This is a genomic window from Paenimyroides aestuarii (assembly GCF_024628805.1).
Classification (GTDB): domain Bacteria; phylum Bacteroidota; class Bacteroidia; order Flavobacteriales; family Flavobacteriaceae; genus Flavobacterium; species Flavobacterium aestuarii_A.
On record NZ_CP102382.1, the window covers coordinates 1545629 to 1564994 of the forward strand.

The 19366-nt window shown below is 35.0% G+C and carries 19 protein-coding genes; all 19 read left to right on the forward strand.

Annotated features, from left to right (window positions below; genetic code table 11):
* The 19 genes from NPX36_RS07300 to NPX36_RS07390 all read left to right on the forward strand — a co-directional run bounded on the left by NPX36_RS07300 (window position 1) and on the right by NPX36_RS07390 (window position 19300).
* Entirely contained in the window at window positions 1-1674 is a 1674-nt protein-coding gene (locus tag NPX36_RS07300) for a pyruvate dehydrogenase complex dihydrolipoamide acetyltransferase (protein WP_257498078.1), read from the forward strand.
* Between the two features lie 84 nt (window positions 1675-1758).
* Entirely contained in the window at window positions 1759-1986 is a 228-nt protein-coding gene (locus tag NPX36_RS07305) for a hypothetical protein (RefSeq protein ID WP_257498079.1), read from the forward strand.
* A gap of 3 nt (window positions 1987-1989) precedes the next feature.
* Window positions 1990-2238 (forward strand): hypothetical protein, encoded by a 249-nt coding sequence (locus tag NPX36_RS07310; RefSeq protein ID WP_257498080.1) that lies wholly within the window; start codon window positions 1990-1992, stop codon window positions 2236-2238.
* A gap of 334 nt (window positions 2239-2572) precedes the next feature.
* A complete protein-coding gene (locus tag NPX36_RS07315; RefSeq protein WP_257498081.1) occupies window positions 2573-5569 on the forward strand; it encodes a type I restriction endonuclease subunit R in 2997 nt (998 codons plus the stop codon).
* Window positions 5562-5870 carry an ORF6N domain-containing protein gene (locus tag NPX36_RS07320; protein ID WP_257498082.1) on the forward strand — a complete coding sequence of 103 codons (309 nt, stop codon included), beginning with the start codon at window positions 5562-5564 and terminating at the stop codon, window positions 5868-5870. Before NPX36_RS07315 ends, NPX36_RS07320 begins: the two co-directional genes overlap by 8 nt.
* A 2-nt stretch (window positions 5871-5872) precedes the next feature.
* Window positions 5873-6742 (forward strand): virulence RhuM family protein, encoded by an 870-nt coding sequence (gene rhuM / locus NPX36_RS07325; RefSeq protein WP_257498083.1) that lies wholly within the window; start codon window positions 5873-5875, stop codon window positions 6740-6742.
* Window positions 6739-7998, forward strand: a complete 1260-nt coding sequence (locus NPX36_RS07330; RefSeq protein WP_257498084.1) for a restriction endonuclease subunit S — start codon at window positions 6739-6741, stop codon at window positions 7996-7998. Before rhuM ends, NPX36_RS07330 begins: the two co-directional genes overlap by 4 nt.
* Window positions 7999-8001: 3 nt before the next feature.
* Window positions 8002-9180 carry an AAA family ATPase gene (locus NPX36_RS07335; protein WP_257498085.1) on the forward strand — a complete coding sequence of 393 codons (1179 nt, stop codon included), beginning with the start codon at window positions 8002-8004 and terminating at the stop codon, window positions 9178-9180.
* Window positions 9180-10835 (forward strand): type I restriction-modification system subunit M, encoded by a 1656-nt coding sequence (locus tag NPX36_RS07340; protein WP_257498086.1) that lies wholly within the window; start codon window positions 9180-9182, stop codon window positions 10833-10835. The genes NPX36_RS07335 and NPX36_RS07340 overlap by 1 nt, the downstream gene beginning before the upstream one ends.
* A 523-nt stretch (window positions 10836-11358) precedes the next feature.
* Complete coding sequence (locus NPX36_RS07345) at window positions 11359-12303, forward strand: M28 family peptidase (protein ID WP_257498087.1); 945 nt, start codon at window positions 11359-11361, stop codon at window positions 12301-12303.
* Between the two features lie 139 nt (window positions 12304-12442).
* Window positions 12443-13120, forward strand: a complete 678-nt coding sequence (locus tag NPX36_RS07350; protein WP_257498088.1) for an SDR family NAD(P)-dependent oxidoreductase — start codon at window positions 12443-12445, stop codon at window positions 13118-13120.
* Window positions 13121-13720, forward strand: a complete 600-nt coding sequence (locus tag NPX36_RS07355) for a SprT-like domain-containing protein (RefSeq protein WP_257498089.1) — start codon at window positions 13121-13123, stop codon at window positions 13718-13720.
* Window positions 13721-13723: 3 nt separating this feature from the next.
* A complete protein-coding gene (locus NPX36_RS07360; protein ID WP_257498090.1) occupies window positions 13724-14797 on the forward strand; it encodes a mannose-1-phosphate guanylyltransferase in 1074 nt (357 codons plus the stop codon).
* A gap of 160 nt (window positions 14798-14957) precedes the next feature.
* Window positions 14958-15524: a hypothetical protein gene (locus NPX36_RS07365; RefSeq protein WP_257498091.1), complete on the forward strand. Its 567-nt coding sequence runs from the start codon at window positions 14958-14960 to the stop codon at window positions 15522-15524.
* A 12-nt stretch (window positions 15525-15536) separates the two neighbouring features.
* The gene (locus tag NPX36_RS07370) at window positions 15537-16265 is read left to right on the forward strand and encodes a hypothetical protein (RefSeq protein WP_257498092.1); all 729 of its coding nucleotides are present in this window, start codon (window positions 15537-15539) and stop codon (window positions 16263-16265) included.
* A gap of 4 nt (window positions 16266-16269) precedes the next feature.
* A complete protein-coding gene (locus tag NPX36_RS07375; protein WP_257498093.1) occupies window positions 16270-16947 on the forward strand; it encodes a hypothetical protein in 678 nt (225 codons plus the stop codon).
* Window positions 16948-16978: 31 nt separating this feature from the next.
* Window positions 16979-17758 (forward strand): sensor histidine kinase, encoded by a 780-nt coding sequence (locus NPX36_RS07380; protein ID WP_257498094.1) that lies wholly within the window; start codon window positions 16979-16981, stop codon window positions 17756-17758.
* Entirely contained in the window at window positions 17727-18401 is a 675-nt protein-coding gene (locus tag NPX36_RS07385) for a response regulator (RefSeq protein ID WP_257498095.1), read from the forward strand. The genes NPX36_RS07380 and NPX36_RS07385 overlap by 32 nt, the downstream gene beginning before the upstream one ends.
* A 194-nt stretch (window positions 18402-18595) precedes the next feature.
* On the forward strand, window positions 18596-19300 hold the full coding sequence (locus tag NPX36_RS07390) for a response regulator transcription factor (protein ID WP_257498096.1): 705 nt from the start codon (window positions 18596-18598) through the stop codon (window positions 19298-19300).
* The last annotated feature ends 66 nt before the right edge of the window (window positions 19301-19366 follow it).

A 19366-nucleotide genomic window follows, 5' to 3' on the forward strand; every position in this document is an offset into this window, starting at 1 on the left:
ATGGCTGAAATTATTACAATGCCTCGTTTAAGCGATACCATGACAGAAGGTACCGTGGCATCTTGGTTAAAAAAAGTGGGAGATAAAATTTCTGAAGGTGATATTTTAGCAGAGATTGAAACCGACAAAGCTACAATGGAATTTGAGTCGTTTCACGAAGGAACCCTTTTGTATATTGGTGTTCAAGAAGGCGAAACTGCTGCTGTTGATAGTGTGTTGGCAATTATCGGGAAAGAAGGTGAAGATTACAAATCTTTATTAGAAGGATCTACTTCTGAGGGGGAAAAAAATGAACCATCTGATACTAAAGAAGAAAAGCCAGCAGAATCTGATTCAAAAGCTGATACATCTGATAAAGAGGAAGTAAAAGAAGAGGAAACTGCTTCAGAAATTCCAGACAATGTGAGCGTTGTTACTATGCCTCGTTTAAGTGATACAATGACAGAAGGTACTGTTGCATCGTGGTTGAAAAAGGTTGGTGACGAAATAAAAGAAGGTGATATTTTGGCTGAAATCGAAACAGATAAAGCCACAATGGAATTTGAGTCTTTCTATGCAGGAACATTATTGCATATTGGAATTCAAGAAGGCGAATCGGCGCCTGTTGATAGTGTGTTAGCCATTATAGGTCCTGCAGGAACAGATGTTTCTGGTATATTGTCTGGCGGATCAAAACCAAAAGCAAAACCTGAAGCTAAAAAAGCAGAATCATCTGAAGATACCTCAGATAAAAAAGAATCAAACATAGATAAAGAAACTTCTACAAAAACAGAAACTTCTTCATCTACAAATGATTCAAACCGTATTTTTGCATCGCCATTGGCTAAAAAAATTGCACAAGATAAAGGCATCAATCTTTCAGAAGTGAAAGGTTCTGGAGAAAACGGACGTATCGTTAAAAGCGATGTGGAACATTTTACTCCAACTGCAAAAGCCGATTCTAAAACCGAAACTCCAAAAGCAAGTGCGCAAACATTTGTTCCGGCAGGCGAGGTACACGCAGAAGAAATTAAAAACTCTCAAATGCGTAAGACCATCGCGCGTCGTTTGGCTGAATCTAAATTCACGGCACCGCATTATTATTTAACCATTGAAGTGAATATGGACAATGCCATGCAATCTCGTACGTTGATCAATGCATTGCCAGATACCAAAGTTTCGTTCAACGATATGGTGGTGAAGGCTTGTGCAATGGCGTTGAAAAAGCATCCAAAAGTAAATTCACAATGGACCGAAGCGGCAACAATCGTTAACCACCATGTCAATATAGGCGTGGCAGTTGCTGTGGAAGACGGATTGGTAGTGCCGGTTGTAAACCATACCGATTTGTTGAGCTTAACCCAAATTGGTAGTTCAATTAAAGATTTGGCAGGCAAAGCACGTAGCAAGAAATTGCAACCTAAAGAAATGGAAGGTTCAACCTTTACCGTTTCTAATTTAGGAATGTTTGGTATCGAAGAATTTACATCGATCATCAATCAGCCCAATTCGGCTATCTTATCGGTAGGTGCAATTATTGAAAAACCTGTTGTGAAGAATGGTCAAATTGTAGTGGGTAATACTATGAAAGTTACTTTGGCATGCGACCACAGAACGGTTGATGGTGCTACAGGAGCAGAATTTTTACAAACATTGAAACATTTTATTGAAAATCCGGTGACCATGCTGGCTTAATCCATAGAATTGCATTTATATAAACCCGTTTTGATTTTTCAGAACGGGTTTTTTTGTATATTTGTTATAGTAAAAGTTAAATTTATGGACACAATTGTTTTAAAAAATAGAATACATTCTTTTGTAGAAAAAGCAGATGAACGAATTTTGTCTATTGTAAACAGTGTTTTTGAAAACTATTACAATAAAGACATTGTTGCTTATCATCCAGATGGAAAGCCAATGACAAGAGAAGAATATAAAGAAGCCCTTTTAAATGCTGAAAAACAGATTTCCGAAGGAGATTTTATTGATGTTGAAGAGATGGAATAAAAAATGACAGTAAAAGTAAAGCGAATTGTTTGGGTTAGGCAAGCAAGAGAAGCTCTTTCTGAAATTTTAGATTATAGATATTCCAGCATACCTTCAGCTTATAAAATAGTTAGAAAAGAAATTATAAGTGCCTCTAAAAGTATTTTTTTTCTGAACGATATCAGGAAGAAGGCAGCAAGTGTAAAAGACGACCATGCAACAACAAAACGACTGACTATAACAAGAAAAAGAGTAAACCATTTTGACATGTAACCAAAGACAGAGAAACGATATTACAAACGGACAGCAATTAATCCGACACGCTGACAGACCCCTATGTTTTTTATTTTTTTTCCACCGCACATTTTTTAAAAACAATTTTAGCCAGCCGCTCGGTCAAGCACATTTGATTTTTTTCAACGGAAAAGCCAACGCTAAAAAAGAAACAAAAAAGCTTGCCCTTACCAACCCACGACAATATTGTGGACTTTTACACTATTGGACAATGTGATTTTACTATCTTTGACCAGTTGAAGCTTAATTAAGCTTCAATAAATGGAATTGCAAAAATTTTGGACGTTAACGCCAAAGATTTATTGAAAGAAGAATGAGCAAAGAGAATCAAATAGAACTAAACCTCATAGAGCAACTAAAGGGGCTAAAATACATTTACCGCCCTGACATAGTTGACAGGAAAACGCTTGAGCAGAATTTCAAAGCAAAATTTGAAGCTCTCAACCGTGTTCATTTATCAGATAATGAGTTTTTGAAACTTAGAGAGGAAATTATCAATTCAGATGTTTTCCTTGCATCAAAAAAATTGCGTGAAAGACAATACTTTCAACGTGAAGACGGAACGCCTTTACATTACACTTTAGTAAACATCAAAGATTGGTGCAAAAATGACTTTGAAGTTATTAGTCAGTTACGCATCAATACAGAAAACAGTCATCAACGCTACGACATCATTTTATTGATAAACGGATTGCCAGTAGTGCAAATTGAGTTGAAGAACCTTGATATTTCACCAAGAAAAGCAATGCAACAAATTGTGGATTACAAAAACGAACCTGGCAACGGTTACGGAAATTCATTGCTTTGCTTTATGCAGTTGTTTATTGTGAGCAACAGAACAAACACATATTATTTTGCCAACAACAAAATACAGCATTTTCAATTTAATGCAGACGAACAGTTTTTGCCGATTTACCAATTAGCAGACGAAAAAAATAAGAAAATTACGCACCTTGATTTATTCGCTGAAAAGTTTCTGAGCAAATGCACACTTGGTGAAATGATTAGCAAGTATATGGTTTTGGTAGAAAGCGAACAAAAGTTGCTCGTAATGCGACCGTATCAGATTTATGCAGTAAAAGCAATTGAAGAATGTGTGAAACAAAACAGAGGAAACGGATATATCTGGCACACTACAGGTAGCGGTAAAACTTTGACCTCTTTTAAAGCTTCTACCCTTTTAAAGGACAATCCCGAAATTGAAAAATGTTTGTTTGTGGTTGACCGTAAAGACCTTGACCGACAAACCCGAGAGGAATTCAATAAATTTCAGGAAGGAAGTGTGGAGGCAAATACCGATACCGAAACTTTAGTAAGACGTTTGCTTTCCTCAGATTATGCCGACAAGGTGATTGTTACTACCATTCAAAAATTAGGCTTGGCTTTAGATGGTACTTACAAGAAAAACTATAAAGAACGATTAGAGCCATTAAGCAAAAAACGTGTGGTTTTCATCTTTGACGAGTGCCACCGTTCCCAATTTGGAGAGAATCACAAAGCGATTAAGGAGTTTTTTCCTAATGCTCAATTATTTGGTTTTACAGGTACACCCATTTTTGATGAAAATGCGACTTATAGTATCAGAGAAGGAGAATATGCCTCATACAAAACAACGGAGGACATTTTTCAACAAAGGCTGCACGCTTATACTATTACCCACGCAATAGACGACAAAAACGTTTTGCGATTTCATATTGATTATTTCAAGGGTAATAAAAACCAAAAACCTGGCGAAGCAATTTCAAGGCAGGCAGTAGTTGAAGCCATTTTGAATAAACACAATGCTGCGACAAATTCAAGAAAGTTCAATGCAGTTTTGGCTACGGCTTCAATCAATAATGCCATTGAGTACTATGAACTTTTCAAAGAATTACAAAAGAAAAAACAAACGGAAAATCCTGAATATGTTCCGCTAAATATTGCGTGTGTGTTTTCTCCACCATCTCAACTTATTGCAAAACAAGGTGACCAACAGAGCCAAAAAAATGCAGCCGACATCAAACAATTGCAGGAAGATTTGACGCAAGAGCGTGAAGACAACAAACAAAATCCAGAAGAAAAGAAAAAAGCTCTGACTGAAATTATTGAAGATTACAACAAGCAATTCAATACCAATCATAGCATTAACGAATTTGATTTGTACTATCAGGATGTTCAAAGACGAATAAAAGACCAACAATACAGCAACAAAGATTATCCGCACGAAAACAAAATTGACATTACCATAGTGGTAGATATGTTACTTACTGGTTTTGACAGCAAATACCTGAATACTTTGTATGTGGACAAAAATCTGAAATACCACGGATTAATTCAGGCATTTTCACGCACCAATCGTGTATTGAACGACACCAAGCCTTACGGTAACATTTTAGATTTTCGTTCGCAACAAGAAAGCGTAAATCAAGCTATTGCATTGTTCTCAGGAGAAGACAACGGCAAGGCAAGAGAAATTTGGTTGGTTGACCCAGCCCCTGTAATGATTGATAAATACAAAGAAGCCGTTGAGAAATTAGGGGTGTTTATGCAGGAGCATAATTTGGTAAACGAGCCACAAGAAGTTTACAATTTGAAAGGTGATGCCGCAAGAATTGCTTTTGTACAAAACTTTAAGGAAGTACAACGCCTCAAAACGCAGCTTGACCAATACACCGACTTAAACGAAGAACAAAAAGAAAAAATTGAAGCCATTTTGCCTGATGATACCTTGCAAGAGTTCCGCAGTTCATATATAGAAACAGCCAAACAATTACGAGAGATACAGCAAAAGGAAGGTGAAAATGCACCGCCCGAAATTCAACAACTCGATTTTGAATTTGTGTTGTTTGCTTCTGCCGTGATTGATTATGACTACATAATGAATCTGATTGCAGACAGCACACAGAAGAAACCTGCCAAGCAAAAAATGACCAAATCACAAGTGATTAGCTTGTTAAAATCAAATTCCAATTTAATGGATGAGGAAGAAGATTTAACCGAGTACATCAATAGTTTGGATTGGGAGAGCGGACAAGATGTTGAAACGCTTCGCAAGGGTTATGACACGTTCAAAGACGATAAATACAACAAGGAAATAGCTTCTATTGCGAACAAACACGGAATTCAAACGACAGACTTGAAAAAGTTTATAGAAAAGATAATGAGCCGAATGATTTTTGACGGTGAAAAATTGACTGACCTTTTAGCTCCATTAGATTTGAACTGGAAAGAACGCAGAGTAAGAGAATTGGCATTGATGGAAGACTTAGTGCCACAATTAAAAAAATTGGCCCAAGGGCGTGAAATTTCTGGACTAGCAGCGTATGAGTAAAGAACTAACTATATCACAAAAGGAAATTGAAAACCGAATTTTCGTTTTTCGAGAATCCCAAATAATGCTTGACCGTGATTTAGCAGAAAGGTATCAGGTAGAGACTAAAGTATTAAATCAAGCCGTCAAGCGGAATATAGAAAGATTCCCACAACAGTTTCGTTTTCAACTTACTGACAATGAAAAGATGGAACGGGTCACAAATTGTGACTGGTTCTGGTTTTTGGACTCAATGAATGTGACTTCAAGATCACAAATTGTAACCTTGAACAAATCAGATTCTAAAAAGAGATCAATATAAAAATGAAAGACGAAATTATTTTATATAGACCGGATGAACTTGCCGAACACATTGAGGTAAGAATTGACGAAAAAACAGAAACTATTTGGCTTACACAACAGCAAATAGCCGACTTATTTGGCACACAGCGTCCGGCTATTACAAAACATTTAGGCAATATTTTTAAGTCGGGTGAACTTAAAGAAAATGTGGTTAGTTCCATTTTGGAACATACCACTCCACACGGAGCCATTAAAGGAAAAACACAAAATGTTAAAGTAAAGTATTATAACATTGATGCGGTGTTATCGGTCGGATATAGAGTGAATTCTGTTCGTGCTACTCAATTTCGTATTTGGGCAAACCGAGTGCTGAAAGACTATTTACTCAAAGGCTACGCCATCAACAACCGAATGAACCGAATAGAAGATAAGGTTGATAGTTTGAGCAATAAAATTAATGAAATTGATTTGCAGATAAACACACACCTTATTCCCAACCAAGGCGTATTTTTTGACGGACAGGTATTTGATGCTTACGAATTGGCTTCCAAAATCATCCGCTCTGCCAAGAAAAATATTGTTTTGATTGATAATTACATAGACGAAAGCACCTTAACACATTTATCCAAAAAAACTAAAGCGGTAAAGGTGCTTTTATTGACTAAAACCATTTCTAAGCAATTGACCTTAGATGTAAAAAAAGCTAACGAACAATACAGCAATTTTGAACTCAAAACCTTTACCAAAAGCCACGACCGTTTTCTGATTATTGACCATACAGATGTGTATCATTTAGGTGCTTCTTTGAAAGATTTAGGCAAAAAGTGGTTTGCTTTTTCTAAAATGGATAAAAACTCGGTGGCTAACATTTTAAATGAAATTGCGGTATGAGTAAAAATAAATTAATACCCGAATTGCGTTTTCCTGAGTTTAAAAATGAAGGGGAATGGGAATATGAAGAGCTTGGAAAAGTTTCTGAAATTGTTCGTGGTGGTTCTCCAAGACCAATTCAAGATTATCTTACAACTAGTGATGATGGTTTGAATTGGCTGAAAATAGCAGATGTTCCATCTGATTCTAAATACATTACTGGAACAAAGGAAAAAGTGATAAAGGAAGCTTTAAGCAGTACCAGAGAAGTCAATATTGGTGATTTGATTCTCTCTAACTCTATGAGTTTTGGACGTCCTTATATTCTAAAAATCAGGACTTGTATTCACGATGGTTGGATTGCTATTCGTAAAATATCAAAAGTAACTTTTGAAGATTATTTATACTACTTCATTTCTTCTGAATCAAGTCAATCATATTTCAACTCAAATGCAGCAGGTGCAGCAGTAAAGAACTTGAATGCGGATATAATTAAGCTACTGCCAATACACTTTCCTAACAACAAAAAGGAACAACAAAAAATCGCATCCTGTCTTTCTTCTTTAGATGAAGTGATAGCCGCCCACAACCAAAAGCTGGATTTACTCAAAGACCACAAAAAAGGCTTGATGCAAAACCTTTTTCCGCAAGAGGGCGAGAAAGTGCCGAAGGTTCGGTTCCCTGAATTTCATAGTCCATTAGTTAAAGTTGGCTTTGCAGATTTAGGCGATATAAAAATTGGATTAACACATAAACCTGACTACATCAATTCTGGAGTTCCTTTCCTATCATCAAAAAATATTTCTAACGGCTACATTGATTTTACCAATGTTCAGTACATAAGTCGTGAGAAATTTGAAAGTATGCCTGAAAGTACAAAACCGAAATTGGGTGACATCCTTTTTACCCGAGTAGGTTCAAACTTGGGTAACCCAATCGTTTTAGAGCAAGATATAGAATTTGGAATCTTTGTTAGTTTGGGAGCTTTCCGAGTAAATAAGAAAGCAAATAACTTTTATATGAAGTATTGGATGGAATCAGACTTATTCTGGAAACAAGTAAATCAAAAAGTTGCTGGCGGTGCTAAGGACAATTTGAATTCTACTTGGCTTCGAGAATTTGAATTATTTATTCCATCAGTTGAAGAACAACAAAAAATAGCTTCTTGTCTTTCGTCTTTGGATGCTCTTATTACTGCACAGGCGGAGAAGATAGAGCAATTGAAACAACACAAAAAGGGATTGATGCAGGGTTTGTTTCCAAAAATGAATGATTAAAAGATGAGTACAATAACTAAATATTCAAATCTTACTGAGATAGCTCAACATTTCCGAAAAGACTTAATGGGCGACCACCGACCAAAGAAAGATTTAGTATTACTTTTTGCTCATAATGCAAGTGGAAAAACTAGATTATCGATGGAGTTTAAACAAATTGGGAAAAATTTAGATGACGAGGGTAATTTAATAAGTCGAGATACACTTTACTTTAATGCTTTTACAGAAGATTTGTTTTCTTGGAATAATGATTTAGAAAACGATACTGAAAGAGAGCTAAAACTAAATTCCGATTCTGCCTTTTTTAATGGATTACGCGAATTAAATTTGAATTCAAAAATTGAATCTTTTCTAAACAACTATGTTGATTTGAAATTTGATATAGATTACGACACATCAACTGTAACTTTTTCAAGAAGGATTATTGTTGAAGGCAATGAACAAGACATTCCAAATATAAAAATATCTAGAGGAGAAGAAACATTATTTATTTGGTGTTTTTTTCTAGCCATTTGTCAGTTAGCCATAGATAAAGATCCTGCTTACAATTGGGTAAAATATATTTATATAGATGACCCTATATCATCACTAGATGAAAATAATGCTATTGCAATAGCCTGTGATTTAGCAAATTTACTTACAAAAGAAAATAACGAAGGTAAATTCGAAATGTTAATTGAAACAGTAATATCTACACACCATAGTTTATTTTTTAATGTGCTGTATAATGAATTTGGAAGAAAAGTAAAAAACAAAAAATATTTTTTGCATAGTAAAGGAGTAAATGGATATGCATTGCAAGACACCAACGATACGCCTTTTTTTCATCACATCGCAACTCTAAGCGATTTAAAATATATTGTTGAAAATCAAGATATAGAAAATCCACCAAAAATCTACACCTATCATTTTAATGCTCTTAGAAGCATTTTAGAAAAAACTGCAACATTTTTTGGCTACGACAAAATAGATAAATGTATTGATGGTTTAGAGGATGAAGTACTTTTTGAAAGGGCATTACAATTATTTAGCCACGGTAAATATTCAATTTTTGACCCAGTAGAAATGGGTGATGACAATAAAGACCTGTTTATAAGAATCTTTAAAGGTTTTACAACCAAGTATGATTTTTATTTTCCACAAATATTTAATAACAATACTCAAACAGAAACAGCATCATAATGACACAAAAAGAACAACATAAAAAATTAGGCGACACCCTTTGGGACATTGCCAATGATTTGAGAGGCGTTATGAATGCGGATGATTTCCGTGATTATATGCTTTCTTTCCTATTCCTTCGTTATTTATCCTTCAACTATGAAGAAGCCGCAAAAAAAGAATTAGGTAAGGATTATCCGCCAAGTAGATCAACAGATAGCAGATTTGATTTTACTGTTCCTCCGCCTTTGGAAGATTGGTACAATGACAATAAAGAAGATGTCCCCTTTTTTGAAGACAGTATGCGTAAAAAAGTGCATTACGTTATCAAACCTAAATATTTGTGGAGCAACATTACCCATCTAGCCAGCAAGCAAAACGATGAATTGTTGCAAACACTTCGAGAAGGATTTCGCCATATTGAAGACGAATCATTTGGAACTACTTTTAAAGGATTATTCTCTGAAATTAATTTGAATTCAGAGAAACTTGGTAAAACCGAGAAAGAAAGAAATGATAAACTTTGTAAAATTATCAGAAAAATAGCAGAAGGTATAGCAGAATTTTCAACTGATACAGATACACTTGGCGATGCTTACGAATATTTGATAGGTAAATTTGCTGCGGGATCTGGTAAAAAAGCCGGAGAATTTTATACACCCCAACAAATTTCAACCATTCTTTCCCGAATCGTTTTACTAGACCCTCACGACCCAAAAGAAGGCTATAAGGATAAACTAAATAAGGTCTTGGATTTTACTTGTGGTTCGGGTTCTTTGTTATTGAATGTTAGAAACCAGTTGAAAAAAGAAACAGAAGGGAAAGGTACAATTGGTAAAATATACGGACAAGAAAAAAATATAACCACCTACAATCTTGCCCGAATGAATATGCTTTTGCACGGGATGAAAGATACCGAGTTTGAGATATTCCACGGAGACACATTGCTAAACCAATGGGATGAATTTAATCAAATGAATCCAAGCAAAAAGATTAAGTTTGATGCCATTGTAGCTAATCCTCCATTTAGTTTGCGTTGGGAGCCTAACGATACTTTAGCAGAAGATTTTCGTTTCAAGGGTTATGGTCTAGCACCAAAATCAGCAGCAGACTTTGCTTTTCTTTTACACGGTTTTCATTTTTTGGGTACGGATAACTTGTCAGATGATGGAACGATGGCTATTATTCTGCCTCACGGAGTTCTTTTCCGTGGTGGTGCAGAAGCACGTATCAGAGAAAAGTTATTGAAAGATAACCACATTGATACGGTAATTGGTTTACCTTCTAATTTATTTTACTCGACAGGAATTCCTGTTTGCATTTTGGTTTTGAAAAGATGTAAAAAACAAGATGATGTTCTGTTTATTAATGCTAGTGAACAATTTGTAAAAGGAAAACGCCAAAACGAACTTTCCGAAAAGCATCTGGAAAACATCGTCGAAACGTACAAATTCAGAAATGAAAGAGAGCGTTATTCTCGCAGGGTTTCAATGGACGAAATCAAGAAGAACGACTACAATCTGAACATTTCAAGATATGTGAGTACTTCAGAAGACGAAATACAAATTGACTTGGAAGATGTAAACTCGAAGTTGACTGAAATAAACAAAAGCATAAAAGTAAACACAGAAAAGCACAACGAATATTTGAAAGAGTTAGGATTGAAACCGATTTAATGCCCACGCTATTTGCAAGCACATTGCCAAAGCCATCGCAAAGAAAATTTTTTTTTAAAAATTTCCCGACCCCTTCAAAAAAAAATAAACCAACGCACAGCCGACACGACAATGACACGGAAGCTTAATACTGACAATGGTTTACAAGGACGGTGGACAGAAGGCCAGCACCAAACAGGCGTTTGGCTCAATGGATTGTGACGTGGTTAATTAAACATTCTACCTCGCATCAACTTTTGTGGTGTATTGACAGTTTTTTGCTCTGAAATCCGCCACTGCGCAAACATAGGAGCCCCAAACAGATGAAATTTTTTCTGAATATCGAAGAATTATCATAAGAGATTATAAAATTTTGTACAGAGAAAAGGAAGAAGTTGTTTATATCCTTAATATAGTTTGCACGAAAGCTGGATAACAAATACGAAAAGAACTACAAAACATTCTTCATAGAATTGCATTTATATAAACCCGTTTTGATTTTTCAGAACGGGTTTTTTTGTATTTTTGTTTAAAACATACAAAAATGAAAAAAATTCTTTTGTTTACAGCTTTATCATTATCGTTAGTTGCCTGTAAATCGAATCAAAAGGCCCCAGGTTCAGCTTATCAAGTGAAAGAAGCAGATGTGGTTGCCACTTTAAAATATTTAACTTCTGATGAATTAGAAGGAAGAGATTCAAACTCTGAAGGAATTTTAAAAGCAGCGAATTATTTAGAAGAGATATTGGAAAAATCAGTAATCAAACCCTATTTTTCTACTTATAAAGATACCCTTTCCAACTATGACAATTCGTTTAATGTGGTAGGATATATCGAAGGAAACGATCCAAAACTGAAAAATGAGTTTGTGATTTTGGGTGCGCATTATGATCATATCGGCATTACAGAAAAAGGTTTTGAAGGTGATTATATCAATAATGGCGCTAATGACAATGCTTCGGGAACTACTGTTTTATCGGAAGTGGCAAAATATCTGGCTGCATCAAAAAACTGTAAACGCAGCGTGTTGATTGTGTTCTTTTCTGCCGAAGAAAAAGGTTTGCTGGGATCGAAACATTTGGCTAAAAAGTTAAAAAAACAAAACATGAATATTTACAGCATGTTGAATTTTGAAATGGTAGGTGTTCCAATGAGTTATGATTTCAAATTGTTTTTAACAGGATATACCAAATCAAACATGGCGGCAAAGTTAAATGAATACGCAAGCAGTATGATTGTGGGAATGTCAGACGGGGCAGAGCAATACAATTTGTTTGCAGCATCAGACAATTATCCGTTCTATGAAGAATTTAAAATTCCTGCGCATACCGTTTCTGCATTCGATTTTTCAAACTTCAATTATTACCATCATCCAAAAGATGAATTTCAAGCGATGGATACCGCATTTATGACCACCATTGCCCAAGATATGCTTCCGGTGGTATCAAAAATGATCAACGCAGAAACCAGAGAAATAAAAATGAATTAGGCTGATAAGTCATAAAGTTAAATGTCAAAAGTCGTAAAGTCAAAACTTTATAATGAAAATATATAGTAGTTGTCATTCCAAACGAAGTGAGGAATCTAAACAAATAAACGATTAAACACATTAACAATCGAACAAAAAAATGAAAACTATCATAATTACAGGAACAAGCCGTGGAATAGGAGCAGAGTTGGTAAAGCAATTCGCTGCCGAAGGTCATACGGTTATTTCCCTTTCACGAAACAGCAATCCGGAACTAGAAAACCTGCCGAATGTGCATTACCAATCGGTCGATTTAAGTAATGATGCATCTGTAAGTGCATTTGCAGTAGCATTGAAAAAGCAGTTTAAAAACATTGATATTTTAATTCACAATGCAGGTGCCATTATCAACAAACCATTCGCTGAAATTTCTTCTGCCGATTTTGAATATATTTACAAAGTAAATGTTTTTGGCGTTGCAGCGCTAACTAAAGCGGTTTTACCTTTAATGAATAAAGGCAGCCATGTAGTTACCATTAGCAGCATGGGCGGTGTGCAAGGCAGCTCTAAATTTCCTGGTTTGGCCGCATATAGTTCCAGCAAAGGAGCAGTAATTACCTTAAGCGAATTATTGGCCGAGGAATACAAAGAGCAAGGTGTTGCGTTTAATGTTTTAGCGTTGGGTGCCGTACAAACCGAGATGCTTCAAGAAGCATTCCCGGGCTATCAAGCACCAATTAATCCCAACGAAATGGGTGCGTACATTAAAGATTTTGCCTTAAACGGAAATCGTTTTTTTAATGGAAAAGTTTTACAAGTTTCATCAACTACCCCATAATTGAAAGAAGTTTTAACGAAATATATCCCCGAAAATGCCGTTGACGCGGTATATGAATTAATAAAAACCTATCGTGTGCATTTTAAAATTGTAAATGAGCGCGTTACCCGTCATGGAGATTATAGAAAAAATCCCGATGGATCACACCAAATTACGGTAAATGCAACGCTGAATAAGTATCGTTTTTTAATAACAACCATACACGAAATTGCCCATTTAGTCGCATTTCAAAAATACGGACGATTCATTAAACCACACGGTTTGGAATGGAAACACACTTTTCGTTTGCTAATGATTCCTTTTATCAATCCATTGGTTTTTCCTGTTGAAGTATTGCCTTTTTTGGCAAATCATTTTAAAAATCCTTCAGCAAGCAGCGACACAGATGCGCTTTTGTCTATGCAATTGAAAAAATACGATGCACCCACTAATAAGGTTTTTGTAGATGAATTGCCTTTGGGAAGTGTGTTTCAAATCGAAAACGGACGTATGTTTAAAAAAGGAAAATTGCGTGTAAAACTGTTTGAATGTACCGATTTAGAAAATAACAAAGTATATTTGTTTAAACCGAATATGCAGGTTGAACTTTTGAATAGCTAATCAATGAATAAAAATTATTACGCCGTATTAATGGCAGGTGGCGTGGGATCGCGTTTTTGGCCTGTAAGTACCCCCGAATTTCCTAAACAGTTCCACGATATGTTGGGAACGGGCGAAACCTTGGTGCAGAAAACATTTACCCGTTTAAGCCGTTTAATACCAAAAGAAAATATTTTAATATTAACCAACGATAAATACTGCGACATTTTAAAAGAACAATTGCCCATGATTACCAATGAGCAAATTGTTTTAGAACCCGAAATGCGCAATACCGCACCGTGTATTTTATATGCTTCGCTAAAAATTAAAAAGAAAAACCCCAATGCAGTGATGATTGTGGCTCCGTCTGACCATTGGATTGAAGATGAAGTGCAGTTTGCAGCCAATTTGCAACGTGCGTTTGATGCGTGCGAAGCCGATCAGGTGTTAATGACTTTGGGGATTATTCCAACGTTTCCAAATACCGGTTATGGTTATATTGAATACAATAAATTAGATACCCGCCAAGTAAAAAAAGTGGTGCAATTTCGAGAGAAGCCTGATTATCAAACGGCTAAAACGTTTATACAACGCAGGAATTTTCTGTGGAATTCGGGGATTTTCGTTTGGAATGTGCAAGCTATTTTAACTGCTTTTGAGAAATTTCAACCCGAAATGGTGCAGTTGTTTCAATCGGGGTATGAACGGTTCAACACCTCTAACGAGCAAGAATTCATTATAGAAAATTACCAGAAGGCTTCAAACATTTCTATCGATTATGCCGTGATGGAAAAAGCAGATAATGTTTTTGTATTACCTGCCACTTTTGATTGGAACGATTTAGGTACATGGGGTTCTTTATACGACAAGTTGCCAAAGGATACTTGCGACAACGCAGTGGTAAACGGAAATTTGTTTGTGGAAAACGCTACCAATAATATCGTACGGACCAATTCAAACAAATTGGTGGTAATAGGTGGTTTAGACGATTTTATTATTGTAGATAAAGATGATGTTTTGTTGATTTATCCTAAAAAGAAAGAACAAGATATAAAACAAATAGTAGCAAAAATAAACGAAAACAAAGCGGACACTTAGTCCGTTTTTTTATTTGTTAAAAATGTGAATTGTGGTTGCTGATACTTAACGATGTACCTTCTGTTATAGAAAAAAGATGATTTATTTATGTAAAATTTAGAAATTATTTACATCAAAATACTATATTTGTGTTACTAACATTTTAAAAAACTACACAAATATGCAAGAAATTATTACCTCTATACAAAATTGGATGGCTTTGCGGTCGCAACCAGACCAATTAGTAGAATTGTTTAATCATTCATCAGGGTTTGAACTAGACATGAGCCTATTTCCCCAACACCAACCCTTGCACGCATATGCAGCGGTGAAAGACAATGGAGAGTTTGGTTTTTATGTGATTTCTCAAGTAAACGATGTAAATTCACCAGATGAAGTGTTAAGCGCCAATTGTTTTTGGTGTGGTTGCGAAGGGTTGAAGAGTCAGGAAATAACTGAAGCAGTTGCTTTAGCACGTATTGATTTATGGCAAACCGATTACCCGGAATGGATTCCTGAGGTTGTGACTACACCTTTTGGTATTTATGAAACATTTTTTATACCTACAGAAGATTTACAGCCACAAACATATAGTGTGTCTTTTGCTTTAAAAGCCGATGCAGTCAATCCAAGTGGGAAAATAGCCGACCTTATTTTAAACAACGGCGCAGGTGTATATTATGATACTGTTCTAGGCGAACCTCCTTACAGAGATCGTTCCAGCTATTATATTTTAGATTTATTGTAAATTATTGATGCTATGAAAATTTTTAAACTTGCCTTATTAACTTTTAGTGTTGCTTTTTTTGGATGCACATCTGATTATACAACTGAAGGTTCTGCAAAACCTGAATTAACGACACAGCAACGACCAAGCAATGGTTATACTTTGGAAGAAGTGATTAAAGGGATGCGTGTATGGGATACCTTACGCAATAATACCAACCAGCTCTTAACTTTGTTTAATAATGCAAATAGTTTAAATGTAAATATGCAATTGTTTCCAGAGGGTAATGCCTTACATGCGTATGCTTGTGTTTTAGAAGGACAATTAAAATTTGCAGTAATTTCTGAAGTGTATGACAATGTTTCGTATGCCGATAGTTTAAGCAAGTACATTCATGTGTTTGATGTGGTATATTCTGATGTTTCTAATTTAAATCAGGCAATCTATCCAGCTTATACCTATTCATTGCCTTCACAATATATCCAAGCAACCGATGCATTAAACAGAATTACAACTTGGAACACAAATTATCGTTCTTGGATTGGTACCAGTTTGCCAATGTATCAATTGTTTTATATACCCACCCATAGTTTAGCACCCCAAAACTATACGGTGTATTTAGGTTTGAAAGATAGTGAGAGCCAACCTAATGTTAAAGTAGCCGATTTGGTTTTAAAAAACAGTGATTCATTTTATGATACGGTGCTTTTACAACCACCCTACCGCGATCGTACTAAAAATTATTTGTTAGATTTATTATAAATAAATGAAAAGCTACTTTTTTATATTTGATTCTTTTGCATATATAAATTCTATTTTACTTATAGTTTATAGCATTTTGGCATTTGTCGTGCTTAAAAGAAATAAAAATAATATACAAAGAGTAATAGCATTTTATTTATTAGCTAGTTGCTTTTTTGATACGTTAAGTAGATTTTTTATTACTTTTTTTAATGAAATAGTTAGCGATACAGGTACTTTTGTATTTATAAGAATTCTTTTTAGAGTAGTCGAATTACTCATCATTGGCTATCTCATTAACAAATATTGGTTAAAAAGCACTGTTGTTTGGTATTTAATCGCCGGCAGCAGTGTTTATTTACTCTATGATTTATGCACCTACAAGGCAAATGGTATTTTAAATTACGAAGCCAATGCCCAAACAGTAGCCAACTTGTTACTAATGATTTTAATTGCAGTAAACCTATTAAAGCAGCTGCGGTCAAATCAAACATTCACAGTTACCAATCAAATGCTTAGCATGGTGTTTCTGGCTTATTTTTCCATACACCTTATTTACACGGTCATTCAAAATTTTATCATCAACCAGTCGTTCAGTGATAAAAGTTTTGTGTTGTTCTATTCCAGCTATGTGGTATTGCACATTGCTTACTATTTCGCGTTAGCGTTTATACTATTTAAAAACCTTAAAAAACACAATTAAAATTTACGAAATATTTTAATGGGCACTTTTTATGGAAAAATGGCAGAATTCAGACACGCTGCTTATTTGGGTAGTTATCATTATTGGGGTAATGATACTGCTTGTAGGAACACTAATTGGGGTTTTTTACATATCATATAAGAAAGTACTTCGGTCAAAAGACGAAGAACTGAAAGCAAAAATGGAATACCAGCGTTCGCTTTTAAAAGTAAGTTTAGAAGCACAAGAAAACGAACGTATGCGTATCGCAGCCGATTTACACGACAACATCATCAGCAAGCTTACCATCATTCGCTTGAAGGCTGTTATGGGTTCTCGTTTGCAAGAATTAGATCAATTGCTGGGAACAGCCATTGATGAATCAAGGCGTATATCCCACGAGTTATTACCCCCATTGTATGAAGAAAAATCTTTAGACGATATCCTTCTCACAGTATTTAAAAGTTGGATAAAAGTGTACAGCATCAAGCATACGATTGATGTGCGCACGGAAAAATTGATCGATAAATCCATCAAACTGCAAACCGTGCGTATTTTGCAAGAACTGCTCAACAACATTCACAAGCATGCCAAAGCTACACATATCCATTTAATGCTTCGCATTACAGACTATTGCGTGGTAATGCTTGTAAAAGACAACGGTATGGGCTTTGATACCAATTGTATCAGAAAAGGCATCGGCTTAAAAAATATAGATTCGAGAGCAGAAAACCTACATGCCCAATACAAATACAAAAGCGTTAAAGAAAAAGGAACACGATTTATTTTATTTGTCACCCATGGAGAAGATAAAACTAGCATTATTAGATGATGATTACTTAATTGTAACTTTACTGAAAAGTTTTTTTGAACAACACCCCCGTTTGCAGGTAGTGTTTGATACAACCGATGGCTATGAATTGTTTACTTTTTTAGAAAAATCTCCTGCAGCGATTGATGTGTTGCTGCTCGATTTAAAAATGAAAACTATTGATGGTTTAGAAGTTTTAAAACATGTGAAAACACATTGCCCCGATATAAAAGTTATAGTGGTATCGTCACATTATCAAGATCATACCATTGGATTTATGACCAAAGAAGGAGTGGCGGGGTTTTTACCAAAAGGAATATCCCCGTTTGAATTAACAGAAATTATTCAGCACGTTCACAAAAATGGTTTTTATTTAAACAAAGACCAAATGGATGTTTTGCGAGAACAAATTTCTCCCAAAGTTGCAAAACCTTGCCTTGAATCAGAGGATGCACTTACAGAGCGCGAAATTGAAATCGTTAAACTGCTTTGCCATCAAAAAACGGCCAAAGAAATTGGCGAACTGCTTTTTATTACCCAACGCACGGTTGAAGGTCATAAAAACAATGTTTTTTCTAAGATAGGCGTTCGCAATGTGGCCGGTTTAATTATATATGCTTTGCAAAAACAAATTGTAACCCTTGAAGAATTGGCCCTTCACTAAATATACACTAATAGGTAATATTACCTATTTTTTTATTTCAGGTAATTTCTACCTTGATTTTTTTAGTTTATTTTAACATTTTTGATAAAAGAAATTTAATTTTTTTAAGCACACGCTTCAGCATAATAGCTCAAAAATGGTATGCAATGTTGAAAGTTTGTAAACAACTAAAAATCAACTAAAAACGGAAAGTTATGAGTGGAAAATTACATGTTTATACAATTATTAACAATCCTATTTTTTTAGAAGGAATAGAAAATTTAATAAAAACTAAAATTGCTCCTAGTGCAATTATCAATCATCAAGACAGTTTACCTTTATCAAATTATACCGAATTAAAAAAGAATGATAAAACCACCGAGTTGCTTATTTATGATGTAACTAAGTTTTCAAATAAAGATTTTAATCAAATACTGCAATTAATGTCTTTAAATGCCCATTTTAAGGTACTTATCATCACATCAAATATCAACATAAGCGATGTGAAATTACTATTTGAAATTGGTGTGATGGGGATTATCAATAATAATGTTCAGCCCGATCAATTTGTAGAGAACCTTACCAAAGTAATCAACGGTAAAAAAGTACTTTCTCGCGAATATTGGGATTTAATTGTAGATTATTTCTTTCATTCGGTAGAGAATTTGAGTTTAATTAATGAAAAAAAAACAAGTGACAACAACAACGATGTTTTGCTATTGGCAGAATTAACTTCGAGAGAGAAAGAAATTTTAGGATACATTTGCGATGGTAAAAGCACCCGCGAAATATCTGAAGATTTATTTTTGAGTTTGCACACAGTGGAAACCCATCGACGAAAAATACTGCATAAAATGGGTGTGAAAAACACCGCCGCGATGGTAAAAATGGCCATAAAGTGCAATTTATACGCTTTATAGAAAAACAAAAACCGCTTTGCAGCGGTTTTTTTTATGGAAAAAAATGGGGAATGGCAATCCCCATTT